Here is a 23821-nt window from a genome sequence, read left to right as displayed (position 1 = left end):
AGCCCGGCGGCAATACGATCAAGCCCCGGCCGCCGTCAGGCACCGCCCAGCACGTCCAGCACCGCGTCTTCAATCATCCTTAAACAGGCCGCATCCGAGAACCGGTGATCGGCATCCTTTACCAGGTTGAGCCGCATGTCCGGGCAGGTCGCATGATCCATCAGCCGCAACGCCGTGTCCGTGGACACCGCGGAATCCGCTGTTCCCTGCAGACAGCGCGTCTTGAACGGCAGGAACAGCGGCGAACGCAGCACCAAGTGCCTGCGCCCGTCCTCGATCATCCGCTTGGAAATATGATAAGGCTCCATATAGTCGCTTGGCAGTTCCACATAACCCTGCGCGTCCAGCTGCGTCTTTTGCGCATCTGAAAAGTTGGCCCAATAGCCGTCCTCGGTGAAATCCGGCGCCGCGGCAATGGTCACCAAGCCCTTGATCCGCTCTGGCATCTCCCGCGCCAGAAGCAGGGCCTGCCAGCCGCCCATGGAGGAGCCCACCGGAACGATCAACCCCTCCGTCAGATGCGCCACGGCCTCCAGCGTGTCCTCATGCCAGTCGCCGATGCAGCCTTCCTCGAAAGTGCCGGAACTTTCGCCGTGGCCGGAATAGTCGAACCGCAGAAACGCTTGGCCGCGGGCCTTGGCCCAGGCCTCCAGATGCACCGCCTTGGTGCCCTCCATGTCGGACTTCAGCCCGCCCAGGAACACCACGCACGGTCCCTGCCCTTCGGTCTTATGATAGGCAATCCGGCGGCCCTGGGCAGTGTCGAGGTAAGATGCGGCTGGCATGTTGTCGGTCTCCTGTCCTTTTACCAAGATGTGGCATGGCTCCGCCCGCCCCGCAAGCTGTAGCACTCCCCGCTTGCAACTCCCCCGCCGGCTTCCTTATGGTCCGCAAAATTTTTTTGAAGGACCGCGGGGCATGTTCAGACTCATCAAGGGCTTTATTACCGGCGCTGCCATTTTTGCGGTGGCATTGGCCACGGTCTGGGCCGTGCTGGCTCTCTGGTACCGCCTTCCGTTTGAAACGCTGGCGCGCGGCGCGCTGGCCGGCGGCTTCGCTGTCCTGGGCCTTGCGGTCATTGCCGGCCTGTTCCGGCGCCGCGCCCTGCGGGCGCTGACCACCTTTGCCCTCGCATTGGCTGCGGTGGTCCTGTGGTGGTCCACCCTCACACCGCCCGCGGACGGCGACTGGTCCCCCGATGTGGCCCGCCAGGTGACCGGGACGGTCGACGGCGACATCCTCACCCTGACGGATGTGCGGAATTTTGCCTGGGAAACGCCGGAATCCTTCACCGGGAAGTGGGAGACCCGCAGCTACGACCTGAGCAAGCTCGAAACCACCGACCTGTTCATGTCTTATTGGGCCGGGCCGCAGATGGCGCATATGATTGTCAGCTTCGGCTTTGAGGGTGGCGAACACATCGCCTGGTCTGTCGAGGTGCGGCGTCAGGTTGGCGGCGGCTTTTCCCCGATTGCCGATCTTTTCAAATCCAATACCCTGGTGCTGATCGCCGCGGATGAGCGCGACCTGGTCGGCACCCGCACCAATGCCCGCGGCGAGGATGTGCAGCTGTTCCGCATCGGTGTCAGCCCTGACACGGGCCGGGCACTGCTGCTGAAATATGTCGAAACCGCCAACCGCCTTGCCGCCCGGCCCGAATGGTACAACTCGCTGACCACCAACTGCACCACGGTGGTGATGACGCTGGTCCGGGCCATCGCCGATCAGGTGCCGCTCGACTGGCGGGTTCTGGCCAACGGCTACCTGCCGGAGTTCGCTTGGGAACAGGGCGTGCTGGACCAAAGCCGCAGTGTCGAGGATCTGCGCGCACTTGGCAGCATCACACCGATCGCACAGGCGCATGGCGTCAGCCCTGACTACTCCGCGATGATCCGCGAAGGCGTGCCCTCGCCTGCCCGGTAATCCGGGTTCCCTTTCTTCTGGCCGGAAATATCCCGGGGAGCGCGAGGGGCAGGCCCCTCGCCTTTTTTTTGCAACCGGGTCAGGACAAGCCCGCCAGCGGACTGCTGCCGGCCTTCTGCATCTGCAAACGGCCCAGCAGGTTCTGAATGCGGCCCAGGACTTCCCCGGTCCGCACCGCTTTCTCCTGGCTCGCCCCGCCTTCGATATGCGCGCAATGTTCATAGGACAGGCGGCGCTGCGACAGGATCTTCTGGGACTCGCACAGTGCGGTTTCAATCAAATCCACATCTTCAACGGTCAGGTCAAAGCTTGGGTTCGGGCGGGTCATCGGAACACTCCTGATATGTCCATTGGGTTGCTGGTTTCGGCCACCCTGCCCCGGACCGGCGCATATATCAAGATATTTTTTGTTATTTTTCAGACACTTACCTGTATACATATATGTGCAATCGCATACGCAGGCACACAACCGGATTTTCCGGCGCAATTACAATCACCTGCAAAGCTGCCTTGACTTGGCCTCGCTTTGACCGCAAAACGCGGCGCACTAACACATACCCGCAACCGGGCGTTCTGTGGGCGCCAAACCGACGAGGAGCAGCCAGCCAATGGCCCAAATCTCTCTCACCTTCCCCGATGGCAATGCACGATCCTATGACGCAGGCGTGACCCCTGCGCAGGTGGCTTCCAGCATTTCCACCTCGCTGGCCAAGAAGGCCATCTCCGCCACCGTCAACGATCAGCACTGGGACCTGCAGTGGCCGATCGACACCGACGCCGCCATTGCCATCCACACCATGAAGGATGAGGTCCAGGCCAATGAGCTGATCCGCCACGACCTGGCGCACGTCATGGCGCGCGCGGTGCAGGAAATCTGGCCCGACACCAAGGTCACCATCGGCCCGGTCATTGAGAACGGCTGGTACTACGACTTCGACCGGGCTGAGCCCTTCACCCCGGAGGATCTCGGCGCCATCGAGAAAAAGATGAAGGAAATCATCAACAAACGTGATGAAGTCCGGACCGAAGTGTGGGAACGCGACCGCGCGATCCAGCATTATACCGACAACAACGAACCCTATAAGGTCGAACTGATCGAAAGCATCCCCGGCGATGAGCCGCTGCGGATGTACTGGCACGGCGGCTGGCAGGACCTTTGCCGCGGCCCGCACCTGCAGCACACCGGCCAGCTGCCGGGCGACGCGTTCAAGCTGATGAGCATCGCAGGCGCCTACTGGCGCGGCGACAGCTCCCGCGCGATGCTGCAGCGGATCTACGGCGTTGCCTTCACCGGCAAGGAAAAGCTCAAGGCCCACCTCACCATGCTGGAAGAGGCCGCCAAGCGCGACCACCGCAAGCTGGGCCGTGAGATGGACCTCTTTCACATGCAGGAAGAGGCCCCGGGCCAGATCTTCTGGCATCCGAACGGCTGGACCATCTACACCCAGTTGCAGGACTACATGCGCCGCCAGCAGCGCAAAGGCGGCTATGTCGAGGTGAACACCCCGCAAGTGGTTGACCGCAAGCTGTGGGAACGCTCGGGCCACTGGGACAAATACCAGGAAAACATGTTCGTCGTCGAAGTGGACGAGGAACACGCCCGCGAAAAAGCGGTGAACGCGCTGAAGCCGATGAACTGCCCTTGCCACGTGGAGATCTTCAAGCAGGGCCTGAAGTCCTACCGCGACCTGCCGCTGCGCATGGCCGAGTTTGGCTCCTGCAACCGCTATGAGCCCTCGGGCGCGCTGCACGGCATCATGCGGGTACGCGGCTTCACTCAGGACGACGCGCATATCTTCTGCTCGGAAGATCAGATCGAATCCGAGACCGCCACCTTCATCGACTTCCTGTCGACCATCTACAAGGATCTCGGATTCGAGAAGTTCTCGGTGAAATTCTCCGACCGCCCGGACACCCGCGCAGGCTCTGACGAGGTTTGGGACAAGGCCGAGGCGGCGCTTCTGTCCGCCACCCGCGCCGCCGGGATCGAGCCGGAACTGAACCCGGGCGAAGGTGCCTTCTACGGTCCCAAGCTGGAGTTCGTGCTGACTGACGCCATCGGCCGCGACTGGCAGTGCGGCACCCATCAGGTGGACTTTGTGCTGCCGGAACGCCTGGACGCAACATATATCGGTGCTGACGGTGCCAAGCACCGCCCGGTGATGCTGCACCGCGCCACCCTCGGCTCGTTTGAACGTTTCATCGGCATCCTGATTGAGGAGCACGCCGGCAAGCTGCCGTTCTGGCTGGCCCCGCGCCAGGTGGTGGTCGCCTCCATTACCTCGGAGGCCGACGACTATGTGCATGAGGTCGTCGCCGGTCTGAAGAAGGCAGGCGTGCGGGCTGAAGCCGACATCCGCAACGAAAAGATCAACTACAAGGTCCGCGAGCATTCGGTGGGCAAAGTTCCGGTCATCCTCGCCGTTGGCCACCGCGAGGTGGAGGAGCGCACCGTTTCCGTCCGCCGCCTCGGCGAGAAGCAAACCAAGGTCGAGAGCCTCGAAAATGTTACAAAGGCGCTGGCAGCGGAAGCCACCCCGCCGGACCTGCTGTAACATTTCCCCCCAAAGCATCATCAGCGGCCCCCTTTTCGGGGGCCGTTTTGTTACAACGACTTGTAAAATGGCGGCATTTCAGCACCTTGCGCGGCATTCCGCTCTCACATAGCCTGACGCAGACGTGAGACACGGCCTCGTGACTTAAATTCCTGAAAACCTCGGGTTAGTGTTTCCCTGTCAACACGACACCGCATGTTAAACCGAAAGGAATTCACGAGATGTCGACCACCGCAAAATCCCTGGCCGTTGCCAGCGCCGTTGCCGCCGCTCTGACCGCTGCTTCGACCATCCCGGCTGCTGCCGCCACCAAGGAAAAATGCTACGGCGTTTCGCTGGCTGGCCAGAATGACTGCGCCGCCGGCCCCGGCACCACTTGCGCCGGCACCTCGACCACCGATTATCAGGGCAACGCCTGGACTCTGGTGGACGCAGGCACCTGCGAAGGCATGGAACTGCCTGCGATGGCAGACGGCACTGAGCGCAAAGGTTCGCTGGAGCCGCTGGAGCGCGATTTGCCGGCATAAGAACGGTTTGATTTCCGGGGCGGGAGTGTGAATTCCCGCCCCTTTTGCACCCGGACTACAGGACCCGCCCCGCCATGCTCGACTCTGCTGCACATAACGGGCTGCCCGCCGCCCCCGGCGTTGGCTACAAGCCGCAGCATTTCGCCCAGATCACCACTGATCCGGGCAGCGTCAGATGGCTGGAGATCCACGCTGAAAATTACATGGGCGATGGCGGCCGCCCGATTGCGCAGCTGCGCCACCTGTCCGAACGCTTTGCTATGTCGGTGCACGGCGTCGGCCTCTCCATCGGCGGCGAAGGGCCGCTGGACGCAGACCACCTCGCCCGGCTCAAGCATTTGGCGGGATGGCTGAACCCGGCAAGCTTTTCCGAGCATCTGGCCTGGTCCACCCACGACAGCCATTTCTACAACGACCTGCTGCCGCTGCCCTACACGGACGCCAGCCTGCAGCGGATCTGTGACCACATCGACGAACTGCAGGACACCATCGGCCGCCGGATGCTGCTGGAAAACCCCTCCAGCTACCTTGCCTTTGCCGAAAGCACCTGGTCCGAGCCGGAGTTCCTTGCCGAAATCTCACGCCGCACCGGCTGCGGGCTGCTTCTGGATGTGAACAACGTCTTTGTCTCTGCCACCAACCTGGATTTCTCGCCGCAGGGCTACATCGACGCCTTCCCGTTGGACAAAGTCGGCGAAATCCACCTCGGCGGCCATGACGAGGATGAGGACGACCACGGCCATCCGCTGCTGATCGACAGCCACGGGCGCGCGGTGGTGGACCCGGTCTGGGCGCTGCTGGACTATACGCTTGCCAGATCCGGCCCCAAGCCGGTGCTGATCGAATGGGACAACGACGTGCCGGACTGGCCGGTACTGGCGGCCGAAGCCGCCCGCGCCGCAACCGCGCTGGAGCGCGTTCCGGTATGAGTGTTTCCCAGACAGACTTCACCCGCGCCATGATGGATGCGGGCCAGCCAGTGCCGGATGGCCTGATTGACCATCAGGCCCAGCCCGCCGGACGCCGTTTCAGTGTCTACCGCAACAATGTGGCTGTTTCCCTGACTGAGGCCATGCACAGTGCCTTTCCGGTGATTGCCAAGCTCTTGGGAAAACAAAACATGGACGGGCTGGCAGGCATCTACCTGCGCCAGCATCCACCGGCCTCGCCTCTGATGATGTTTTACGGCGAACACTTCCCGGCCTTCCTGGAGGGCATGGAGCAGCTCAGCCACCTTGGCTACCTCGGCGATGTGGCGCGGCTGGAACTGGCCCTGCGCCGCGCCTACCACGCCGCGGATGCTGGCCCCATCGCGCCCGAGGCGCTCGGCGCGCTGACGCCGGACCAGCAGATGAACTCCTGCCTGGCGCTGGCACCTGCGGTGCGGGTCATCTGTTCGCCTTGGCCCATCCACGCCATCTGGCGCTACAACACAGAGGACGGCGCGCCCAAGCCTGAGCCGCAGGCCCAGGACGTGCTGATCACCCGCCCCGAATTCGACCCCATTCCCCAGGTCCTGCCCCCCGCGGGCGCAATCTGGATCCGCGCCCTGATGGGGGGCGCCTCCATTGGCGGGGCCTTGGAACAGGTCGCCGCCGAAGACGCAACCTTCGACCTGGGTGCCACGCTGGCCCTGCTCCTGCAGGGCGGCGCAATAACCGGATTGGACAGCAAAGGGTAAACCCATGCACACACTTGTCTCCCTATACGACGCCGTCTTTCACCAGCTGGAAAGAGCAGGCAACTGGCTGCTGCCGCTGGCGGCGCGCATTGCCTTCGCCTCAACACTGCTGTTTTATTTCTGGAACTCCGGCCTGACCAAGCTGGGCGATGGCCTCACCGGCCTGTTCAGCCCCTCGATCGGCGCCTACAGCCAGATTTTCCCGAAACAGCTGGAGGCTGCAGGCTATGACGTCTCCCAATTCGGCCTGCTTCAAAAACTTGTTGTGCTGGCTGGAACCTACGCCGAATTCATCCTGCCGCTTCTGATCGTTATCGGGCTGCTGACCCGTCTCGCCTCGCTGGGGATGATCGGATTTGTCATCGTGCAGTCGCTGACCGACATCTACGGCCACGGCGCGACCGATGACAAAACCCTGGGCGCGCTGTTCGACCGTTTCCCCGATGCGGTGATCCTGGACCAGCGGCTGTTCTGGGTCTTCCTGCTGACGGTATTGGTCGTCAAAGGCGCAGGCGCCCTGTCGGTTGACGCCCTGCTGCGCAACCGGATGGAGCCCGCCCTGGCCTGACGCTGCCGGCTCCTGCAAAAAAGAAAAGGCGCCCTGCTCCGGCAGCGGCGCCTTTTTCCTGCTATTCGGATCAGAAATGCGCCTTGGGCTCATCCGGCTTGCCTGCGGCCAGCGCCATCAGGCCGCCCACCGCGGCAAAGCTGAGCGGGAAAATGGTAAAGACATTGAGGCCAAAACCCGCATACATCCCCGCCGCTGACCCCAACAGCAGGATGCCGCCCCACAGGGCCCTGGCCCGCGCCATAGCGCCGCCGGCAATCGCCAGCAGCGGCGACAGCACCGCCAGCAGCCGCAGCTGTTCAATATTGTCGACTTGTTCGGCCACCCCCTCGATCTCGCCGAAGTACTCGACCGCGGCGGTATAGCCATAGCCGAAGAAGCCCACCAACATGCCGAAAATCCCGGCGATGATCCCCAGAACAAGGGCTGCGTTGCGCATTAACTCTCTCCCGAAATCCAGGATACAGACATAAGCCGCAGCTTATGCCGCGCCAAGGGCGTCCTTCGTGTTCTGATCCCAACCCAGGAATAATTCCCCGTCACGCTCGATCAGCGGCCGTTTCATCAGCGCCGGATGCGCCCGCAGCAGCTCCAGCGGCGCGCCCTCGCGCTCCTCCCCGCTCAGGTTGCGCCAGGTGGTGGACCGCGTGTTGACCAGCTTGGCCCCGAATTTTTCGTGTGCCGCCTCCAGCAGGCCCTCAGGCATCCCATCCGTTCGGATATCGACCAGATCGAAATCCGGCAGCTGTTTCAGTACTTTGCGGCAAGTATCGCAGTTCTTTAGCCCGTAGATCTTCATTTTTGCTCTTCGCTCCCCGCACAGATTCTGCACAATTTATGGTAGAATACCTTGGTTTCACTTGATTTTCGGCCAGCCCGTGTAAAACTTAAGGTTGTCCGGCCCCGCCTTGCGCATTTTCGCCAGGGACCGGCCGGATGCCCCGGGAGGGCCCTGGGCGACGTGCAAAGTAGAAGGAGACACGGGAAATGCCAAGCGGCACCGTGAAGTGGTTCAACACCACCAAAGGGTACGGGTTTATTGAACCCGATGAAGGCGGCAAGGATGTGTTTGTGCACATTTCAGCAGTAGAGCGGTCGGGCATGACCGGTCTCGCCGACAACATGAAAGTCGGCTATCAGCTGACAGAGGGCCGGGATGGCCGGCAAATGGCAGCTGACATCAAGGCGATGTAGGTTCTTAAACCTGCGCTGCGCCCGGACGCTGGCCGGGCGCAGGCAATGGCAGCGGCCTCAGCCGCGCCGAAGGTATTCCACCATAACGCAGGCCGGATCGCTGTCGCGAAGCACCGTTTCCCCGGACTTGGCCCAGTTGTCTGCCTGAAACTCCGGGAAATAGGCGTCTGCATTCTCGATGGTCAGATCGACCTCGGTCACCAGCAGCCGGTCCGCCATCCCCAGCATGCCGCGATAGATCCCCTCGCCGCCGATTCCATAAACGCGGCGGTAGCCCTGCGCATAGGCTGCCTCAACCGCTGCTTCGATCGACGGCAGCACGGTCTCCGCCGCTTGCGGGTTCGACGACACAACCAGGTTCAGCCGGTTCTTCAACGGTTTCACCGGCAGGCTGTCCCAGGTGTTGCGGCCCATGATGATGGCACCGCCCAAGGTCTCGCGCTGGAATGCCTTCATGTCCTCCGGTGCCTGCCAGGGAATATCGTTGTCCTTGCCAATGGCCCCGTTGCGCGCCCGCGCAGCGATCAGGGTTATCATGCCTGTTGTCCTTGTTGCTTAAACCGCCACCGGTGCCTTGATCACCGGATCGGGGTCATAGTTCAGGATCTCGAAATCCTCGAACTTGAAGTCGAAAATTGAATTCACCTGCCGCTTGATCCGCAGCTGCGGCAGCGGCTTGGGCCTGCGCGACAGCTGCAGCTGCACCTGATCCACATGGTTTGAATAGATATGCGCGTCGCCCATCGTGTGCACGAAATCCCCGGCCTCATACCCTGTCACATGCGCCAGCATCGCCAGCAAAAGCGAATAGGAGGCGATATTGAACGGCACCCCCAGGAACATGTCGGCAGAGCGCTGATACAACTGCAAATGCATCTTGCCGCCCGCAACCCGCACCTGCCACAGCGTATGGCAAGGCGGCAGCGCCATGTCCGGCACGTCGCCCGGGTTCCAGGCCGACACGATCAGGCGGCGGCTGTCCGGGCTCTTGCGGATCATCTCCACCAGATCTGCAATCTGATCGACACTGCCCGCGCGATACAGCGGCTCATCCCCCACAGTGCCCTCTGCCAGCTCCAGCCTGGGGAACCGGCGCCACTGGTGGCCGTAAACGGGGCCCAGGTCTCCATTCTCATCGGCCCACTCATCCCAGATCGAAACCCCGTTTTCCTTCAGGTACCGGATGTTCGTGTCGCCGGACAGGAACCACAACAGCTCATGAATGATCGAGCGCAGATGCAGCTTCTTGGTCGTCACCAGCGGGAAACCGTCCTTCAAAGCGTACCGCGCCTGCATACCGAAACACGACAGCGTTCCGGTGCCTGTCCGGTCTCCCGACTGCTCGCCATTGTCCAGAATATACTGTAGCTGATCGAGATACTGCTGCACCGCCGCCCCCCCCTGCCGCTGACTTGATTACCCTGCCCGGCATACCGTTTGGGAGACCGCACGCCAAGGGCGAATTTATCTCGCTTTTCGCCGCTGCGTCATACCATATATGCGCACCTCATAGATACAGTTAACCACATGCTGGTAGCGTATCCGCCACGGTTGCGTCGAAAACACCAGTGTTCAATTGACAACTGCGCTGCCGCGGCCAAAGGTGGCGCAAAACGAAAAACATATTGAGGTAAAAGCAGATGAGGCGCTTTTGGCTAGGACTCGCGGTGATGTCCGCGCTGTCCGCATGCGGCGGTGGGAACCCGTTCAACAGCGATGACGATGACGATACGGACACCGGTTCGGAAACCAGCACAGAGCCGGAGTCCACCAGTCGGGAGGGATTGCCTCCGGGGACGAGCAACCCCTCTGCCGGCCGCGCGATTTTCCGATCGGAACCCACCGAATCTGACGGTGGAGAAAGAGGCGATGGCTTCGCGACGGATATCAGCTATGACGAAGATACTGATACCTTCTCAGTCGACAACCTGGGCTTTGATGGCGATAACGGCTACGCCCGCGGAACCGCGGTCAGCGACCTTGGACCGTTCGCCGTCTACGAGGCGGACGCCACATTCCCTGATATCGTTGATGACGAACCGATCAACCAGTTCACACACCGTGCCATTTATGGCGTCAGCACATCCGGCAACACGGATTTTGCAATTGTCCGTACCGGCCAGTATGTGGACTACGGGTTTGGCGGCTTTATCTACCAGCGCCACAATGGGGTAAACCTCCCCACAACAGGACAAGCGCAATACAATGGCACCATGTCCGGCATCCGGGATTTCAGCGGTGGCGGCGGGCTTGAGTACACGACCGCAGACGTGACCATTGCTATCGACTTTGACGATTTCAACGACACCACAGGCACACGCGGCGACGCCGTTCGGGGCGAATTCGACAACCGAAGGGTTTTTGATATTAACGGCACCGACATCACAGCCGACGTCCTCGAGCGGATCAACGATGAAAACTCACTCAGCTTGACGGAAATACCCGTGCTGACAATCGACGTCGGCCCAGGCAGCATGGACGACAACGGCGAAATCATCGGAGAACTGCACAGTTACTACACCGATACCAGCGGTGACGTTCAAAACTATGAAAGCGGCAATTTCTACGCTGTTGTGTCAGGCGACAACGCCGAGGAGATCGCTGGTGTGGTGGTCGTGACAAATGGCATCGATCCGGTCGCTGGCACGGTACGGGAGACCGGCGGCTTCATCGTTTACAACAACTGACCAGATATGACCGGACGCTTCAGTGCTTGGCGCATTGCAGCCCAAGCCGCCCTCTTTGCGGCAGTGCCTATGGCACTGCCGGCTTCGCCGCAAAAGCAACAGGCAGCAACGCCGGAGCTGGTACGCGCAACTGCTGCCCAAGCACTGGAGGCCGGTGACAACCGTGCGGCCTACCGGTTTTCCAATGCATTGCTGCAACGCGACGCCACAGACCACCTGGCGCTGCTGATAAATTCCCGCGCCGCCCGGTCAATGGGGGATTTCAAAGCTGCACGAAAGTCGGCAAGGCAAGCTTGGAAGCATTCTGAAACGCTTGCTCAAAAACACCACTCATCCCTCACCATGGCGCAGGCCCTGTCATCCGGCGGGCAGCGCAACCTGGCACAGTTTTGGCTGCGGCGGGCAGCACAGCATGCCCCCAGCAGGATGCACAAGCAGCGCGCAATCCGCGACTTCCAGTACCTGCGGGCCACGACGCCCTGGCACCACCGGCTCTCCCTCTCCATTACGCCGGATTCAAATATCAACAACGGCTCAAGCGAATCTTCGCTGTATCTTCCGCAGTTCAGAGTGCGTGCGCCGTTATCCGGGGATGCTCAGGCCCTCTCTGGTATAGAACACACGATCCAACTGCATTCCCGCTATCGTTTCAAAACGACAGAAACCCGGGCCCACGATCTGATCCTGTCTGCAGAATACCGCACCTATACCTTGTCCTCCGAGGCAAAAAAGCAGGCACCGCTGGCCAAGGGCAGTGATTTCGCATTTGGATCGCTGCTCGCCGGCTATTCACACAAAGGTTTAAACCTCAGCCGCCAGGGCGAATACCGGTTGGGCGTCCAAGCCGGGCAAAGCTGGTATGGCGGTGAAGACTATACTCAGTTTCTGCGCTTGAGTGCCGGTCAAAGCTACAAACTTGGTGACGGAAAAACCATACAAGCGCGGCTGCTTGGCGACAGGCAATTCGGCATCAGAACCAATGACCTGGACACGCTGCGCGGTGATCTTTCTTATAGTATGCGGCTTCAATCCGGCTTGTCGTTTTGGAGCTCTGTTTCTGTTGCAGAAGCAGAGTCCAGCCTGGCCACAGGGGATTTTTCCGAAGTCAGCCTTCGCACTCAAATCACTCTCCCCAAGCCGATTTTGGGAGCGGTCGCAAGGGTCGGCTTGTCCGCGCGTGTTCGTGACTACGACTTGTCGTTCTATAGCGCCGACGGCAGGAAAGATGAAAAAATCTCCGCTGAATTCTCAATGACCTTCCCGCAGATCGACTACTATGGCTTTAACCCGTCTTTGCGGATTTCAGGGTCCGCAACAGATAGCAATATCGACCTCTACAAATCGAACCGGTTTGGCTTGAGTTTTGGGATCCAGTCAGCTTTTTAACCAGAAACCTCGACATTCGCACTCAGGCCAATAGGCTGGCATTTGCCCGCATTGCCCCAAGGAGACCGCCATGCCCCTCAAATACCTGCACACCATGGTCCGGGTGAAAGACCTCGAGACATCGATGGCCTTTTACCGGCTTCTCGGCCTTCAGGAGACCCGCCGCTGGGACAACGAACAGGGCCGCTTCACGCTGGTGTTCATGGCCCCGCCCGGCCAGGAGGAGGCACCGGTCGAACTGACCTACAACTGGGACGGAGATGACGGGCTGCCCAGCGACAGCCGCCATTTCGGCCATCTCGCATATGGGGTGGATGATATCTATGCGGTCTGCCAGCACCTGATGGACAACGGCGTCACCATCAACCGCCCGCCGCGCGACGGGCACATGGCCTTCGTCCGCTCGCCGGACAATATCTCTGTTGAACTGCTGCAAAACGGCGACTCCCTGCCGCCGGCGGAACCCTGGGCCAGCATGGAAAACACCGGTCACTGGTAAAGCCGCCTGCGCGCCCTGCCCTGCGGCAGTATGGCGTGCCAAGCTGCATCCACGCAGAAAACCGGCGCAGCCCTTTGGGGGCTGTTCGTACTGGATGCTGGTTTCTTGCAATCTGATATCCGGTGAAAGGGCGGCCGCTTCTGCAGCCATCTGCCGTGACCCCGGCCTGAGGCCCGGCGCGTTACCCTTTGATATGGTCAGAGCATGGTTTCCCCGCATGCTCCGTCTGCGGCCGGTGTTTCCCGGCCTGTCCGGCCATCGCCTCCTGGAACAGCTTGCCCCAGCCGGCGCGTCAGTAAATATAGCGGATCTGATCCGACCAGTAGCGTTCCATCCGTTTCAGCGAGGCGGTGATATCCTCGATCCCTTCCGAGGTGATCACGTTCTTGCCTTCCAGCCCCTCGGCATGGCGGGAGAACAGCGCTGCCACGATGTCACGGATTTCCCGGCCCCGCTGGGTCAGCCGCACCCGCACAGAGCGGCGGTCGATCTCACAGCGCTGATGGTGCATATAGCCCATCTCGACCAGCTTCTTCAGATTGTAGCTGACATTGCTGCCCTGATAATAGCCGCGGGTTTTCAGTTCCCCGGCCGTCACCTCATTGTCGCCGATGTTGAACAGCAAGAGCGCCTGGACCGCATTGATCTCCAGCACGCCAACGCGTTCGAATTCATCCTTGATGACGTCCAGCAGCAGACGGTGGAGGCGCTCAAGCAACCCCAGCGACTCCAGGTAGCCAGTCATGAAACCCTTGCGGTCCGTCTGGCCTATTGGCATTTCCATACTCATTCGCATCTCCGACTCGAATTTGCTCCTGAGACAAGATGCCAACAATTCCCGAAAAATCGGTTAAGCTGGAATTTTATTATTTTTGGTGGGTTTGTGCGATTTCCGCAACCAGAGCGCGGAACCGCTCCTGCGGTTCCGCCTGTCCGGTCACCCACTGGTACAGATCCTGGTCATTCTCAAGCAGCAGCTGGTCATACAGATCCAGCTGCGCCTCGCTCATCTGCTCCAGGCTGGCTGCGGCATAGGCCGACAACAGGATATCCATTTCCTTGATACCCCGGCGCATTGAGCGCATCTGCAGCCGCTTCAGGCGGGTGGCACGGTCTTCTTGCATGGGCCGGACTCAGACGGTTTCCGAAGCCGGAGCCTCATTCACCTGCAGCAGCGCCCGCAGTTTCTTTTCCAGCCGCGCAGCGCGCTCCGCATTCTGGCGCATTTCGCTGCGAAGAGAGCGCAACTCATTCAGAACGCTGGTAAAATCACCAGCATCCAGTTCCAGCGGCGCCGGTTCGGACATGCCTTCGCCCTCGCCGGTCAGCAGCCAGGACATCGACACGTTCAACAGGCCTGCCAGCATGGTCAGCTTGTTGGCGCGCGGCTCGGACAGATCCCGCTCCCAGGCGCTCAGGGTCGATTTCTTGACGCCGATCCGCCGTGCCAGCTGGCCCTGGGTCATCCCGGCAGCTTCCCGCGCAGCCGCAACACGATCGCCAAACGTTGCTGCATCCGGGCCGTACCAGTCTGTATTCTGCTCAGTCATTGTCAGTTCTCCTAACTCAAATTGCCAATGCAGCTTGATCGCTGTTTGGCGGCAACCTATGACAGTTCCGCAGAACATACAAACCGGGGCACCGCCAATGTCTTTCCTGTCCGAGACCTTATCCCGCGTCAAACCGTCACCGACCATCGCCATGACCGCAAAAGCGGCAGAGCTGAAAGCGGCGGGACGCAACGTCATTGGCCTCAGCGCCGGCGAGCCGGATTTCGACACGCCGCAGAACATTAAGGACGCGGCGGTCGCCGCCATTGCCGCGGGCAAGACCAAATACACCGCCCCCGACGGCATCCCTGAGTTGAAACAGGCAGTCTGCGCCAAAATGAAACGCGACCACGGGCTGGACTACACGCCGGCGCAGGTCTCTGTCGGCACCGGCGGCAAGCAGACGCTCTACAATGCGCTGATGGCCACCCTGAATCCGGGCGATGAGGTGGTGATTCCCGCCCCCTACTGGGTCAGCTACCCTGACATGGTGCTGCTGGCCGGCGGCACACCGGTGATTGCCGAAACTTCGCTGCAGACCAATTTCAAGCTGACTGCGGACCAGCTGGAGGCGGCGATCACGCCCAAAACCAAATGGTTCATCTTTAACTCCCCATCAAACCCGACCGGCGCGGGCTACAGCCGTGCGGAACTGAAGGAACTGACCGAGGTGCTGATGCGCCACCCGCATGTCTGGGTGATGACCGACGACATGTACGAACACCTTGCCTATGACGGGTTCGAATTCTGCACGCCCGCACAGGTGGAGCCTGCGCTGTATGACCGCACTCTCACCTGCAACGGTGTGTCCAAGGCCTATGCGATGACCGGCTGGCGCATCGGCTATGCCGCAGGCCCCGAAAAACTGATCGCCGCCATGCGAAAGGTGCAGTCGCAGTCCACCTCCAACCCCTGCTCGGTCAGCCAGTGGGCCGCAGTGGAGGCGCTTAATGGCACGCAAGCGTTCTTGGCGCCCAACAACGAAACCTTCATGCGCCGCCGCGACCTGGTGGTCTCCATGCTGTCGGAAATCGAGGGCATCTCCTGCCCGGTGCCCGAGGGCGCCTTCTATGTCTACCCCTCCATCGCCGGTCTGATCGGTAAGACCACTCCAGCAGGCAAGGTGGTCGAAACGGACGAAGATTTCGCCACCGCCCTCTTGGAAGAAGCCGACGTTGCCGTGGTCTTCGGTGCCGCCTTCGGCCTGTCGCCAAACTTCCGTGTCAGCTACGCAACTTCCGACGAAGCGCTGGAGGAGGCCTGCCGCCGGATCCAGTCCTTCTGCGCCTCGCTGACCTGACAGGAGACACGAGCATGAGCGCCGATCTGCCGGAGTATTACTTCCGCGTCCGAGAGAACGGCGCGTTTGTCTTCCGTGTCGACACCGAAAACCGCAACCGGCGGATCGAGATGGACCAGATCGCCGTCGTGAACATCCGCAACGGCGAAATTAAACCGCACGGCCAGCGCCAGCTGACAGCGCAGGACGCCGCCGAGATCAAATCCTGGATGGAGGCCCGCGCCGCCACCCTGGCCGCCCGCGACATCGACGACATCCACCGGGCCGTCGACCACCTGAACCTCACCGCCCACTGGGTCAACAGCCGCGCCACTGACGAACAGCTGGAAAAGGTGACCGATACGCTCTTGCTGGCGATGCACGACCTGCGCAGCGTTTTGGTGCGCAAAAAAGCCGACCGGCTGATGAAAGAGCACGGCGGGGACTAGGCGTTTTCCTGCAAATCAGCCGCAGTAAAACGACCGCACAGAATAGCCGCGAAACCGGATTTCCGGGTTCTGTACAGGCCCGGCATGCAGCGCCGCCGGGCGTCTTCGCAGGTTTGGGTTGTCCAGCACGAACTGGCTGCGCAGCCACAGCATGTCAGGCGTCCCTGCCTCGGGCCGGGCCAGCCCCAGCCGCCACCGCAAATGCAGGCTCCACCTTGCATCCGCCGTGCCGCCCAGCCGCATCCTGCGGTCCGGCGGCAAAGCCGCCTCAGGACTATCCAGCCCGGCAATCTGGCAAATGAACTGATCCCTGACAGCGGCCTCCCATGCACCCTCAGCCTGATCCGGTGTCAGGGTGATGATATGGCCGGACTTGACCCCCGCGCCGCGCAACGCAAACTCCAGCACCTGCGGCAATTTGAAATGCCGCGTCTCTGCCCCGAACAGCCGGGTTTCCCCCTGCCAGTCCTGGCCGCTGGCGAAATGCAGGGCATAGCGGCCCGGCGGCACAAGCACCCGGAAGAATGCGCCGCCGCGGATGTAGGCCGCCAGCGCAGGCTCGCCGCTGTCTTCGGCGGTCAGCACCAGAAAATAATCCGCCCCTGCCGGCGTTTTCACCTGCAGCGGAAACACCGCGGGCAGCCCTGTACGGTTCCACATCAGCCCCGCACGCGGATGCTCCGTCCCGCCGCCGGCCTCTGCCGCGGTACCGCAGACGAGAATCGCCAGCAGACCAAGCAAAGCTGCCGCCAGCCTCCAAAACCCTGTCCTGACTAATGCCCGTGCCATGGCGGCCCGTCCTTTCTGCCGCCTCTCCCGCGGCTGGCACCAGCTTAGCACAGCCGCACGGGGCCGTGGTCCAAGGCCCGCCGCAGCTGCCCGGTTGACAAGGCGCTGCCGCCGCCGTCGCGGTGCTGCTCAGGAACAATAACCCCGCCCTGCGCGTTGATTTGCTGTCCTAGTGAACAACAGGAGAACCACCATGCAACAGCGCCAAACCGAAACCGGCGGCACGCTTGTCTCCACCAATGACGTAACCGGAACCGATGTCTATGACGAGGCCGGCGAAAAGGCCGGCACTATCGACCACCTGATGATCGACAAGCAGTCAGGCAAGGCAGCCTATGCGATCATGAGCTTCGGCGGGTTCCTGGGCCTGGGCGAACAGCAGTTCACCATCCCCTGGGGTGCGCTGACCTATGACCCCGGCCTGGGCGGTTTCCGCACTAGCATCACCCCGGAGCAGCTGAAAAGCGCCCCCGCCCAGCCTGAAGGCTGGCACCGCGACCGCAAGCACGAGGAAAGCATCTACGATCACTACCAAGTTCCCTATTACTGGTTCTGACCACAGCCATGCCTGGCTGCGGAACGCAAAAAAGGCCCCGCAGCGCTGCGGGGCCTTCCCAGACACGCTGCCGTCACGCCGCGCGGTTGGAAGGGAGTAGGGCCGCCTCCGAAGCTCAGGAGGAGCAGCCTGACGGCAGAGCGCCGCTTTGACGCGGGTCAGCCCGCCTCAGCCAGCACGCCGGCCTCGATTGCAGCATTCACCTCAGCCGCATCGGCTTCGCCGTCCGCATTGGCGTCCACGGTGGCAAAGGTTTCCGCGGTCAGATCCGGAAACGCCAGCTGAAGCTCTTCCAGCGAGAAAGTCCCGTTGCCGTCAGCATCCAGCTCGGCCGCGGCGTCTTTTGCAGCCAGCGGGGACGCCATCAGGGCAGCAACGGCGGTCGCGGTCATAGCAAACTTCTTCATGTGAGACACTCCAGTTTTATTTGGTTTATTTGCAGTCCACGGGGTGTCCCGCGAACCGTGAGGAACAGCTAGGATGCGGCCCGCCCCGGCACCATACCCAACCCGCATCCGGCCTGATCTCCGGCGCAAAGATGCCAGTTTTTCCGTTTCAGGCGAGCAGGTTACCGCCACGCCCGACAGCCCGGCCTTTGTCCGCGCAAGCCCGGCACGCCGCCACGCGGCTTTCCGCCCGCCCCCTTTGGAATGCGCGAAGCCCTGGAACCAAACCGCGCCGCGCAGTTCACGCAACACTGCTTCGCATCCGCGGTTAAGGCCCGGTCCGGCAATCTTGCCAGTCTTGCTCTGCCGCGGCTCTGCACCCGGCCTTCACGCGGACTATGTCCTCAGCGGCGGCATGGGTCAGCCACCCGCCATCAGTTCACCCTGACCGGCCCCCGGGGTCAACCGGGCCGCCTGTATGGAACAGACACATCAGGAGAAAGCGGCAGAGGGCCGCGGCAGTATCAGGACGGTCCGCAACAACCAGAACTTCGCCGGATCGATCAGATACCGTTGGCCGCAAATTCGCTGTCCGCGCCAAAAGCACCGGCAAGCTGGAATTCTTCACTACCTGACAGGCAGCTGCGGTATGAATTACTCGGCGATATCCTCGGACCACAGCTCCGGCTTTTCGCGGATGAACCGCTCCATCAGCGCGATGCAGTCCGGGTCTTCGGCAATCACCACCTCAACCCCCTTGGACCGCAGAAACTCTTCGTTGCCGCCAAAGTTCTTCGCGTCACCGATCACCACCCGCGGGATGCCGAACTGCACGATGGTGCCGCTGCACATCATGCAAGGCGACAGCGAGGTATAAAGCACTGTGTCGCGGTAGGTCTTCTGCCGCCCTGCCTTGCGCAGCGCATCCATTTCGCCATGGGCAATCGGGTCGCCCTTCTGCACCCGCTGATTGCGCCCCTGCGCCACCACCTGGCCCGCCCGCGCCAGCACTGAGCCGATCGGGCAGCCGCCCTCGTCAAACCCCGCCTTGGCTTCCTCATAGGCGATGCGCAGCAGGCGCTTGTCGTCGTCGGTCATCATGGGAAACGGCCTCTTTCTGAATGGGTACAGTGCTTTCAGGAAACACTGCCCGCAAGGGGCTGGGCGGTCAAGCATGGCGGGAAACGCGGTAAACCCCTGCCCGCCGTTTCAGGCCGCAGCACCCACCGCCTGGATCGAGCGCCGCCAGAACCGCAGCATCAGGAACAGCCCGGCACAGGTCAGGCCAGCCACCAGCCCCAGCCAGACGCCCAGGCCGCCCCAGCCCATCATGAATCCAATGACGTAGGATGCCGGAATGCCCACCGCCCAATAGCTGAGCGCGGCAATCACCATCGGCACACCGGTGTCCTGCACCCCGCGCAGCAGGCCCAGCGCCACCGCCTGCATTCCGTCCATCAGCTGAAACAGCGCCGCCGCCGCCAGCAGAACGCCGCCAATCAGCAGGATCTGATCCTTCTGCGGATCTTCCGCGTCCAGGAACAGCGACATCAGCGCATCCGGGATGGTCAGGAACAGCACAATCGCCACCGCCGACACCACCAGCGACATCACTGTCACCACCTTGCCGCCGCGCGCCAGATGCTCCCGGTCGCGGCGGCCAAAGGCATTGCCCGCCCGGATGGTCGCAGCATTTGACAGCCCCAGATGCACCATGAACGTAAGCCCGCCCAGCGAAATCGCGATGCCATGCGCCGCCAGCGGCACCGTTCCCAGCCAGCCCATCATCATGGCTGAGGCCGCAAACAGGCTGGCCTCGGCCAGCGTCGTCAGTCCAATCGGCGTCCCCATGCGGAACACCCGGCCCAGCATTTCCCAGTCCGGCCGGTGGAAATTCTTCAGCAGTTCATGCTCGGGCAGCACTTTCAGCGCGTAACCCAGCACCAGCACAAATGACACCCCGTTGGTCACCAGGGAGGCAAAAGCCGCCCCGGTGATCCCCAGTTCCGGCGCGCCCCAATTGCCAAAGATCAGTGCATAGTTCACCAGCGCATTGACCACCGCCGAAAAGACCGACAGCCACAGCACAATCTGCGTGCGTTCCAGCGCCGCCAGATAGGATTTTGCCACCATGTACAACAGCGCCGGAAACAGCGCCCAGCCGGCAATCCGCAGATATTCCGCTGCATCATGCGCCACCTGCGCCTCCTGTCCCAGCATCAGCAGGATCGGCTCCGACCACCACAAAAGCGGCATCGCCGCCGCGCCATAGACCAGCGAAAGCCACAGCCCCATGCGGGTCGAACGGCGGATCTGCCGCTCTTCGCCCGCACCGGCCGCCGCCGCCACCATCGGCATCACCGCAAAGGCAAAGCCGGACCCCAGAAGGAAGATCGAAAAGAAATAAGATGAGCCCAGCGTCACCGCCGCCAGTTCATCAACCCCGTACCAGCCCAGCATGACGGTATCGGTCAGGCCGATGGCAAACTGCGCCACATGGCCGCCGATCAGCGGCAGGCCAAGAACGGCAATCGCCCGCGCATGACCGCGCAGGGGCATCTCGGTGTGTTTGATCGCAGTGTGGTTTTTTACGGGCGTGCTCATCCTGCCAGCCTTAGGCGCCCCTGCAGGCTCCGGCAAGGGAAGAGTTTCCTTGCCTGCGCACAGGCCCATGGTGGTATTCTGCACAGGCACCCCCTCGCAGGAGCCTATTGAATGACCGATGCCTTTGCCCAGCTGATCCCCGACGTCCGCGCCTTTCTGGCGGAGCTTGCGCAGAACAACAGCCGGGACTGGTTCACCGCTCATAAGGACCGGTACGAGGCGCAGCTGAAATCCCCCGCACTCCTCTTGATGGATGAGGTGGCCCAGGCGATCACCCGCCGCGGCGGCGTGCAGGTCACCGCCAAACTGTTCCGCCCGCAGCGCGACGTCAGATTTTCCAAGGACAAGACCCCCTACAACACACATCTGCACATGATGTGGACCCTGAACGGCGCAGGCTGCGCCCTGTTCTTTGGCATCGCGCCGGACTATTGCACCGCTGGCGGGGGCATCATGGGCTTCAGCAAACCGCAGCTGCCGCGCTGGCGGCAGGCCATCGACGGCGCCTTTGGCGATGAAACCGCGGCACTTGTGGACATCCTCGCGCTCAAGGGGTTTGCCACCCGTGACCCGGAACTGAAACGCGTGCCCGCGCCTTACGGCAAAGCCCATCCCCACGGCGCGCTTTTGCAGCGTAAATCCTTGACCTTCTGGCATGAGATGACAGAACGCGAGCAAGCCGCCCCGATGGGGGCGCTGATGTCAGCCTGCCTGACGCTGGAGCCGATGTTTGCCCTGCTGGACTGCGCCCTGGCTGAGTGAGGTCTAAAGCGCCCGCAGCATGATCTGGCTGGCCAGCAAAGCCACCACGGCACCGGCAAGAATCTCCAGCACCGCCGCCGCGCGCAAGGCGCCGGTCCCTTGCATCTGCGCCAGCGCGCCTTTGCGCATCGTGACCGCCGCGACCGCCACCGCGACCGTCACCGTGGCGGTGCCCAGCCCCATGGCAAAGGCACCGGCAATCCCGGCCCACAGCACCCCCATCCGCCAGGTCAAGAGCAGCAGGAACACCGCGCCGGTGCAGGGCCGCAGCGCCACCGCGCCGATGATCGCCAGCGCATCGCGCAGTGAATGCACATTGGCGGCTTCTTCTGCCGTCGGCCCGTGCCGGTGCCCGCAGGAGCCGCAGACACCGTCCTCATGATCATGTCCGTGATGATTGTGGTGATGATGGTGAACATGGACCTCCTGCCCGGCAGCCCGGCTCCCCAGCAGCCGCCGCAGCCCCCGCGCCAGCAGCCACAGCCCCACCAGCGCAATCAGGCCATAGGACAGCGGCGCCAGCACATCCTCCGCCGCGCTGGTCAGCTGCTCGCGGCCCCAGTCCAGCAGCAGCAGCCCGCCTGCCACCAGCAGAACCGCCGTGGCCGCCTGCGCCAATGAGGACGCCAGCGCCAGCCCCGCCAGCCGCAAGAGCGGCACCGGTTTGCCCATGCCGTAACCGCCAATCACCAGCTTGCCATGCCCAGGTCCCGCCGCGTGGAAAAACCCGTAGGCAAAGCACAAGGACAAAAGTCCCAGCAGCGCGCCCGGCTCACCGGCGCGCAAGGCCCTCAGTCCCCGCGCCATCGCATTCTGCGCCTCGCGCTGGCCTTCTGCTGCCCAGGCTGAAACCTCCGCGGCTCCGCCAAAGCCCCACAGCCAAACCGCCAATGCCCCCACACCCAGCGCCGCTATTGTTAAGAAAATCTTCACCTTACGCGCCGCAGTTCAACCGAACGGTATCGGCAAAGGCTTCCCCCACCTCCGGGTAAGCCTCCTCTGCCTGGTCTGCCGGCATTGCGTATAGAAGCTCCTCCACCTTGGTATAGGCCGCATCCAGGTTGGGCGGTGTCACCTCGCCGCTGCAGCCGCCGGTGATCTCCAGTCCGCTGTTCAGCGTGTAAGCGGTGTAATAGGTCGGATCATAGGCCTTGATCACCACCCCGTCCGCCGCCTGCGGCTGGGTCAAAACCCGCCGGTGCCTTGTGGTGATCCGCCCGCCCTCCACTTCGGTGGACAGATGCTCCGGCGCGCCCAGGCCCAGCGCCTCGCCGCCAAGGGTCAGATAGGTGTCGCCCTGAAAGCCCTCGCTCCAGGCCAGATCGAAGCCCTGCAGCTTGGCCAGCTCCTCCGCCGTCAGGCTGCCGTCGAAATCACTGTCCAGCCCCTTATCCTCGAAGATCAACAGCGAATAGAACTCATCATAGGCCCAGGTGATCTCCACCGCCTGCAGCTGCCCATGATCCGAGACAACAACCTTCATTCCGGTATCCACAAAGATATGCGGATGCGCCCCGGCGCCCGCAGGGGCCAGCAGCGCAAGCGTCAGCAAAGGAACAAGATGCTTCATGCCCAAAGACCTACGCCCAGATGCTCGCGCCCGCAAGCGCAGGGCCGCACCACAGGCAAGGATCAGCGCGCCATTTCAATCTGCGCCGCAACCCTGAAGCCGCTGAAACCGGCCTGAACCGGCCTGCATCAAACGGTTGGCCGTAAGCACATTCGAAAGCGGCCCCTCAAGCCGCCTGATCCCATTCATCTGGCTGAAAACATCCCGGGGTGAGGCCCGCCAGGGCCGAGGGGCAGCGCCCCTAGGAATGCCCCCAGTCCTCCGGATTCTCAGAGTTGTTCGGACTCAGCCCCAGCACATCCCCCTTGGTGGAGCACCCCAGACCCAGCACCGTCCGGTTGGCATAGGCAAAATAGGCGGTCACCTGGTTGATTTCCAGAATCTCGCCGTCATCGTAACCGGCCTCCCGCAAGGCCTCGATATCCGCCTCCGTCACACTGGAAGGCTCCTCCGTCAGCATCCGCGCATATCCCATCGCCAGCACCTGCGCAGCCTCCAAGGGCGCCGCCTCCGGCTCACGCGCCTCAATTGCCGCCCGGATCGCCAGCCCGCGCTCCGTGTCCCCCAGCAGCCGCTGCAGGCCCGCAAAGTGGTGTTCAACGCAATAGGCACAGTCGTTGAGGCTGGACACCCAGACCCCCAGCACCTCCAGGAACCATTTCGGGACCTTATTGCCGGTATGATGCAGAACATTCTTATAAAGTGCCATGTGGCCCTCCATCGAATGCGGCCGCAGGGAATGCACCATCATGATGTTGTCAACATTGCCGCCCGGACCGGTCACCCGCTCATACAGCTTCTTCAGCTTGCCGGCTGCCTTTTCAAACGGAACGGTCCTGATCCAGGCCATGTGTCT

The 23821-nt window shown here is 62.1% G+C and carries 30 protein-coding genes; 14 read left to right on the top strand and 16 right to left on the bottom strand.

Annotated elements, in window-relative coordinates; all coding sequences use genetic code 11:
• Positions 1-35: 35 nt before the first annotated feature.
• Positions 36-785 (bottom strand): alpha/beta hydrolase, encoded by a 750-nt coding sequence (locus AC5STB_RS14745; protein ID WP_495443562.1) that lies wholly within the window; start codon positions 783-785, stop codon positions 36-38.
• A 133-nt stretch (positions 786-918) separates the two neighbouring features.
• Here AC5STB_RS14745 and AC5STB_RS14740 point away from each other — a divergent pair, with 133 nt between their 5' ends.
• A complete protein-coding gene (locus AC5STB_RS14740; protein WP_495443561.1) occupies positions 919-1923 on the top strand; it encodes an Lnb N-terminal periplasmic domain-containing protein in 1005 nt (334 codons plus the stop codon).
• Between the two features lie 79 nt (positions 1924-2002).
• Here the strand turns inward: AC5STB_RS14740 and AC5STB_RS14735 are convergent, their stop codons facing one another.
• The gene (locus tag AC5STB_RS14735; RefSeq protein ID WP_495443560.1) at positions 2003-2251 is read right to left on the bottom strand and encodes a hypothetical protein; all 249 of its coding nucleotides are present in this window, start codon (positions 2249-2251) and stop codon (positions 2003-2005) included.
• 280 nt (positions 2252-2531) lie between these two features.
• Between AC5STB_RS14735 and thrS the strand changes: the two genes are divergently transcribed.
• From thrS to AC5STB_RS14710, 5 genes are all read left to right on the top strand, one after another.
• Positions 2532-4478, top strand: a complete 1947-nt coding sequence (gene thrS / locus AC5STB_RS14730; protein ID WP_495443559.1) for a threonine--tRNA ligase — start codon at positions 2532-2534, stop codon at positions 4476-4478.
• 221 nt (positions 4479-4699) lie between these two features.
• Entirely contained in the window at positions 4700-5005 is a 306-nt protein-coding gene (locus tag AC5STB_RS14725; protein WP_019295611.1) for a BufA1 family periplasmic bufferin-type metallophore, read from the top strand.
• Between the two features lie 74 nt (positions 5006-5079).
• Complete coding sequence (gene bufB / locus AC5STB_RS14720) at positions 5080-5934, top strand: MNIO family bufferin maturase (RefSeq protein WP_495443558.1); 855 nt, start codon at positions 5080-5082, stop codon at positions 5932-5934.
• Positions 5931-6686 (top strand): HvfC/BufC N-terminal domain-containing protein, encoded by a 756-nt coding sequence (locus AC5STB_RS14715; protein ID WP_495443557.1) that lies wholly within the window; start codon positions 5931-5933, stop codon positions 6684-6686. Before bufB ends, AC5STB_RS14715 begins: the two co-directional genes overlap by 4 nt.
• Positions 6687-6690: 4 nt before the next feature.
• A complete protein-coding gene (locus tag AC5STB_RS14710) occupies positions 6691-7254 on the top strand; it encodes a DoxX family protein (protein ID WP_495443556.1) in 564 nt (187 codons plus the stop codon).
• Positions 7255-7324: 70 nt separating this feature from the next.
• On the opposite strand, the gene AC5STB_RS14705 is transcribed toward AC5STB_RS14710, so the two are convergent.
• Positions 7325-7693: a hypothetical protein gene (locus AC5STB_RS14705; RefSeq protein WP_495443555.1), complete on the bottom strand. Its 369-nt coding sequence runs from the start codon at positions 7691-7693 to the stop codon at positions 7325-7327.
• Between the two features lie 42 nt (positions 7694-7735).
• Positions 7736-8053 carry an arsenate reductase family protein gene (locus AC5STB_RS14700; RefSeq protein WP_495443554.1) on the bottom strand — a complete coding sequence of 106 codons (318 nt, stop codon included), beginning with the start codon at positions 8051-8053 and terminating at the stop codon, positions 7736-7738.
• Positions 8054-8241: 188 nt separating this feature from the next.
• Here AC5STB_RS14700 and AC5STB_RS14695 point away from each other — a divergent pair, with 188 nt between their 5' ends.
• Positions 8242-8448: a cold-shock protein gene (locus tag AC5STB_RS14695; RefSeq protein ID WP_039186282.1), complete on the top strand. Its 207-nt coding sequence runs from the start codon at positions 8242-8244 to the stop codon at positions 8446-8448.
• A gap of 57 nt (positions 8449-8505) precedes the next feature.
• On the opposite strand, the gene AC5STB_RS14690 is transcribed toward AC5STB_RS14695, so the two are convergent.
• Together AC5STB_RS14690 and AC5STB_RS14685 are read right to left on the bottom strand one after the other, a co-directional pair.
• Positions 8506-8985: a dihydrofolate reductase gene (locus tag AC5STB_RS14690; RefSeq protein WP_495443553.1), complete on the bottom strand. Its 480-nt coding sequence runs from the start codon at positions 8983-8985 to the stop codon at positions 8506-8508.
• Between the two features lie 18 nt (positions 8986-9003).
• Complete coding sequence (locus tag AC5STB_RS14685) at positions 9004-9837, bottom strand: thymidylate synthase (RefSeq protein WP_495443552.1); 834 nt, start codon at positions 9835-9837, stop codon at positions 9004-9006.
• A gap of 281 nt (positions 9838-10118) precedes the next feature.
• Here AC5STB_RS14685 and AC5STB_RS14680 point away from each other — a divergent pair, with 281 nt between their 5' ends.
• The 3 genes from AC5STB_RS14680 (at position 10119) to AC5STB_RS14670 (ending at position 13020) form a co-directional block, all read left to right on the top strand.
• Positions 10119-11135 (top strand): hypothetical protein, encoded by a 1017-nt coding sequence (locus AC5STB_RS14680; protein WP_495443551.1) that lies wholly within the window; start codon positions 10119-10121, stop codon positions 11133-11135.
• Positions 11136-11141: 6 nt separating this feature from the next.
• Entirely contained in the window at positions 11142-12521 is a 1380-nt protein-coding gene (locus AC5STB_RS14675; protein WP_495443550.1) for a porin family protein, read from the top strand.
• A 70-nt stretch (positions 12522-12591) separates the two neighbouring features.
• Positions 12592-13020, top strand: coding sequence for a VOC family protein (locus AC5STB_RS14670; RefSeq protein ID WP_495443549.1), 429 nt, complete (start codon positions 12592-12594; stop codon positions 13018-13020).
• Positions 13021-13312: 292 nt separating this feature from the next.
• On the opposite strand, the gene AC5STB_RS14665 is transcribed toward AC5STB_RS14670, so the two are convergent.
• From AC5STB_RS14665 to AC5STB_RS14655, 3 genes are all read right to left on the bottom strand, one after another.
• Entirely contained in the window at positions 13313-13810 is a 498-nt protein-coding gene (locus AC5STB_RS14665) for a MarR family winged helix-turn-helix transcriptional regulator (protein WP_495443548.1), read from the bottom strand.
• Between the two features lie 76 nt (positions 13811-13886).
• On the bottom strand, positions 13887-14144 hold the full coding sequence (locus AC5STB_RS14660) for a succinate dehydrogenase assembly factor 2 (protein WP_495443547.1): 258 nt from the start codon (positions 14142-14144) through the stop codon (positions 13887-13889).
• 9 nt (positions 14145-14153) lie between these two features.
• Complete coding sequence (locus tag AC5STB_RS14655) at positions 14154-14570, bottom strand: helix-turn-helix domain-containing protein (RefSeq protein WP_495443546.1); 417 nt, start codon at positions 14568-14570, stop codon at positions 14154-14156.
• Between the two features lie 97 nt (positions 14571-14667).
• Here AC5STB_RS14655 and AC5STB_RS14650 point away from each other — a divergent pair, with 97 nt between their 5' ends.
• Together AC5STB_RS14650 and AC5STB_RS14645 are read left to right on the top strand one after the other, a co-directional pair.
• Complete coding sequence (locus AC5STB_RS14650; protein ID WP_495443545.1) at positions 14668-15870, top strand: pyridoxal phosphate-dependent aminotransferase; 1203 nt, start codon at positions 14668-14670, stop codon at positions 15868-15870.
• A 14-nt stretch (positions 15871-15884) separates the two neighbouring features.
• Entirely contained in the window at positions 15885-16298 is a 414-nt protein-coding gene (locus tag AC5STB_RS14645) for a hypothetical protein (protein ID WP_495443544.1), read from the top strand.
• Between the two features lie 15 nt (positions 16299-16313).
• Here AC5STB_RS14645 and AC5STB_RS14640 read toward each other — a convergent pair whose 3' ends face one another.
• On the bottom strand, positions 16314-17087 hold the full coding sequence (locus AC5STB_RS14640; RefSeq protein WP_495443543.1) for a hypothetical protein: 774 nt from the start codon (positions 17085-17087) through the stop codon (positions 16314-16316).
• Positions 17088-17280: 193 nt separating this feature from the next.
• Between AC5STB_RS14640 and AC5STB_RS14635 the strand changes: the two genes are divergently transcribed.
• Complete coding sequence (locus AC5STB_RS14635) at positions 17281-17643, top strand: PRC-barrel domain-containing protein (RefSeq protein ID WP_495443542.1); 363 nt, start codon at positions 17281-17283, stop codon at positions 17641-17643.
• Positions 17644-17801: 158 nt separating this feature from the next.
• Here the strand turns inward: AC5STB_RS14635 and AC5STB_RS14630 are convergent, their stop codons facing one another.
• The 3 genes from AC5STB_RS14630 to AC5STB_RS14620 form a co-directional block, all read right to left on the bottom strand.
• On the bottom strand, positions 17802-18050 hold the full coding sequence (locus tag AC5STB_RS14630; protein ID WP_495443541.1) for an EF-hand domain-containing protein: 249 nt from the start codon (positions 18048-18050) through the stop codon (positions 17802-17804).
• Between the two features lie 633 nt (positions 18051-18683).
• A complete protein-coding gene (locus tag AC5STB_RS14625) occupies positions 18684-19130 on the bottom strand; it encodes a nucleoside deaminase (protein WP_495443540.1) in 447 nt (148 codons plus the stop codon).
• Positions 19131-19238: 108 nt separating this feature from the next.
• Positions 19239-20633 (bottom strand): MATE family efflux transporter, encoded by a 1395-nt coding sequence (locus AC5STB_RS14620; RefSeq protein WP_495443539.1) that lies wholly within the window; start codon positions 20631-20633, stop codon positions 19239-19241.
• 111 nt (positions 20634-20744) lie between these two features.
• Between AC5STB_RS14620 and AC5STB_RS14615 the strand changes: the two genes are divergently transcribed.
• Positions 20745-21395, top strand: a complete 651-nt coding sequence (locus AC5STB_RS14615; RefSeq protein ID WP_495443538.1) for a TIGR02453 family protein — start codon at positions 20745-20747, stop codon at positions 21393-21395.
• Between the two features lie 3 nt (positions 21396-21398).
• Here the strand turns inward: AC5STB_RS14615 and AC5STB_RS14610 are convergent, their stop codons facing one another.
• The 3 genes from AC5STB_RS14610 to AC5STB_RS14600 all read right to left on the bottom strand — a co-directional run bounded on the left by AC5STB_RS14610 (position 21399) and on the right by AC5STB_RS14600 (position 23815).
• Positions 21399-22328: a nickel/cobalt transporter gene (locus AC5STB_RS14610; protein WP_495443537.1), complete on the bottom strand. Its 930-nt coding sequence runs from the start codon at positions 22326-22328 to the stop codon at positions 21399-21401.
• A 1-nt stretch (position 22329) separates the two neighbouring features.
• A complete protein-coding gene (locus AC5STB_RS14605) occupies positions 22330-22965 on the bottom strand; it encodes a DUF1007 family protein (RefSeq protein ID WP_495443536.1) in 636 nt (211 codons plus the stop codon).
• Between the two features lie 241 nt (positions 22966-23206).
• Positions 23207-23815 carry a carboxymuconolactone decarboxylase family protein gene (locus AC5STB_RS14600; protein ID WP_495443535.1) on the bottom strand — a complete coding sequence of 203 codons (609 nt, stop codon included), beginning with the start codon at positions 23813-23815 and terminating at the stop codon, positions 23207-23209.
• Between the last annotated feature and the right edge of the window lie 6 nt (positions 23816-23821).

Source organism: Leisingera sp. CC-HEC093, from assembly GCF_059429195.1.
Note: the sequence above shows the minus strand (reverse complement) of the source record. Positions and strands in the feature narration are given on the sequence as shown.

Excerpts from the sequence above, each read along its gene's own strand:
- AC5STB_RS14745 (WP_495443562.1), bottom strand. The coding sequence starts at position 785 with ATGCCAGCCGCATCTTACCTCGACACTGCCCAGGGCCGCCGGATTGCC.
- AC5STB_RS14740 (WP_495443561.1), top strand. The coding sequence starts at position 919 with ATGTTCAGACTCATCAAGGGCTTTATTACCGGCGCTGCCATTTTTGCG.
- AC5STB_RS14735 (WP_495443560.1), bottom strand. The coding sequence starts at position 2,251 with ATGACCCGCCCGAACCCAAGCTTTGACCTGACCGTTGAAGATGTGGAT.
- thrS (WP_495443559.1), top strand. The coding sequence starts at position 2,532 with ATGGCCCAAATCTCTCTCACCTTCCCCGATGGCAATGCACGATCCTAT.
- AC5STB_RS14725 (WP_019295611.1), top strand. The coding sequence starts at position 4,700 with ATGTCGACCACCGCAAAATCCCTGGCCGTTGCCAGCGCCGTTGCCGCC.
- bufB (WP_495443558.1), top strand. The coding sequence starts at position 5,080 with ATGCTCGACTCTGCTGCACATAACGGGCTGCCCGCCGCCCCCGGCGTT.
- AC5STB_RS14715 (WP_495443557.1), top strand. The coding sequence starts at position 5,931 with ATGAGTGTTTCCCAGACAGACTTCACCCGCGCCATGATGGATGCGGGC.
- AC5STB_RS14710 (WP_495443556.1), top strand. The coding sequence starts at position 6,691 with ATGCACACACTTGTCTCCCTATACGACGCCGTCTTTCACCAGCTGGAA.
- AC5STB_RS14705 (WP_495443555.1), bottom strand. The coding sequence starts at position 7,693 with ATGCGCAACGCAGCCCTTGTTCTGGGGATCATCGCCGGGATTTTCGGC.
- AC5STB_RS14700 (WP_495443554.1), bottom strand. The coding sequence starts at position 8,053 with ATGAAGATCTACGGGCTAAAGAACTGCGATACTTGCCGCAAAGTACTG.
- AC5STB_RS14695 (WP_039186282.1), top strand. The coding sequence starts at position 8,242 with ATGCCAAGCGGCACCGTGAAGTGGTTCAACACCACCAAAGGGTACGGG.
- AC5STB_RS14690 (WP_495443553.1), bottom strand. The coding sequence starts at position 8,985 with ATGATAACCCTGATCGCTGCGCGGGCGCGCAACGGGGCCATTGGCAAG.
- AC5STB_RS14680 (WP_495443551.1), top strand. The coding sequence starts at position 10,119 with ATGTCCGCGCTGTCCGCATGCGGCGGTGGGAACCCGTTCAACAGCGAT.
- AC5STB_RS14675 (WP_495443550.1), top strand. The coding sequence starts at position 11,142 with ATGACCGGACGCTTCAGTGCTTGGCGCATTGCAGCCCAAGCCGCCCTC.
- AC5STB_RS14670 (WP_495443549.1), top strand. The coding sequence starts at position 12,592 with ATGCCCCTCAAATACCTGCACACCATGGTCCGGGTGAAAGACCTCGAG.
- AC5STB_RS14665 (WP_495443548.1), bottom strand. The coding sequence starts at position 13,810 with ATGAGTATGGAAATGCCAATAGGCCAGACGGACCGCAAGGGTTTCATG.
- AC5STB_RS14660 (WP_495443547.1), bottom strand. The coding sequence starts at position 14,144 with ATGCAAGAAGACCGTGCCACCCGCCTGAAGCGGCTGCAGATGCGCTCA.
- AC5STB_RS14655 (WP_495443546.1), bottom strand. The coding sequence starts at position 14,570 with ATGACTGAGCAGAATACAGACTGGTACGGCCCGGATGCAGCAACGTTT.
- AC5STB_RS14650 (WP_495443545.1), top strand. The coding sequence starts at position 14,668 with ATGTCTTTCCTGTCCGAGACCTTATCCCGCGTCAAACCGTCACCGACC.
- AC5STB_RS14645 (WP_495443544.1), top strand. The coding sequence starts at position 15,885 with ATGAGCGCCGATCTGCCGGAGTATTACTTCCGCGTCCGAGAGAACGGC.
- AC5STB_RS14640 (WP_495443543.1), bottom strand. The coding sequence starts at position 17,087 with ATGGCACGGGCATTAGTCAGGACAGGGTTTTGGAGGCTGGCGGCAGCT.
- AC5STB_RS14635 (WP_495443542.1), top strand. The coding sequence starts at position 17,281 with ATGCAACAGCGCCAAACCGAAACCGGCGGCACGCTTGTCTCCACCAAT.
- AC5STB_RS14630 (WP_495443541.1), bottom strand. The coding sequence starts at position 18,050 with ATGAAGAAGTTTGCTATGACCGCGACCGCCGTTGCTGCCCTGATGGCG.
- AC5STB_RS14625 (WP_495443540.1), bottom strand. The coding sequence starts at position 19,130 with ATGATGACCGACGACGACAAGCGCCTGCTGCGCATCGCCTATGAGGAA.
- AC5STB_RS14620 (WP_495443539.1), bottom strand. The coding sequence starts at position 20,633 with ATGAGCACGCCCGTAAAAAACCACACTGCGATCAAACACACCGAGATG.
- AC5STB_RS14615 (WP_495443538.1), top strand. The coding sequence starts at position 20,745 with ATGACCGATGCCTTTGCCCAGCTGATCCCCGACGTCCGCGCCTTTCTG.
- AC5STB_RS14605 (WP_495443536.1), bottom strand. The coding sequence starts at position 22,965 with ATGAAGCATCTTGTTCCTTTGCTGACGCTTGCGCTGCTGGCCCCTGCG.
- AC5STB_RS14600 (WP_495443535.1), bottom strand. The coding sequence starts at position 23,815 with ATGGCCTGGATCAGGACCGTTCCGTTTGAAAAGGCAGCCGGCAAGCTG.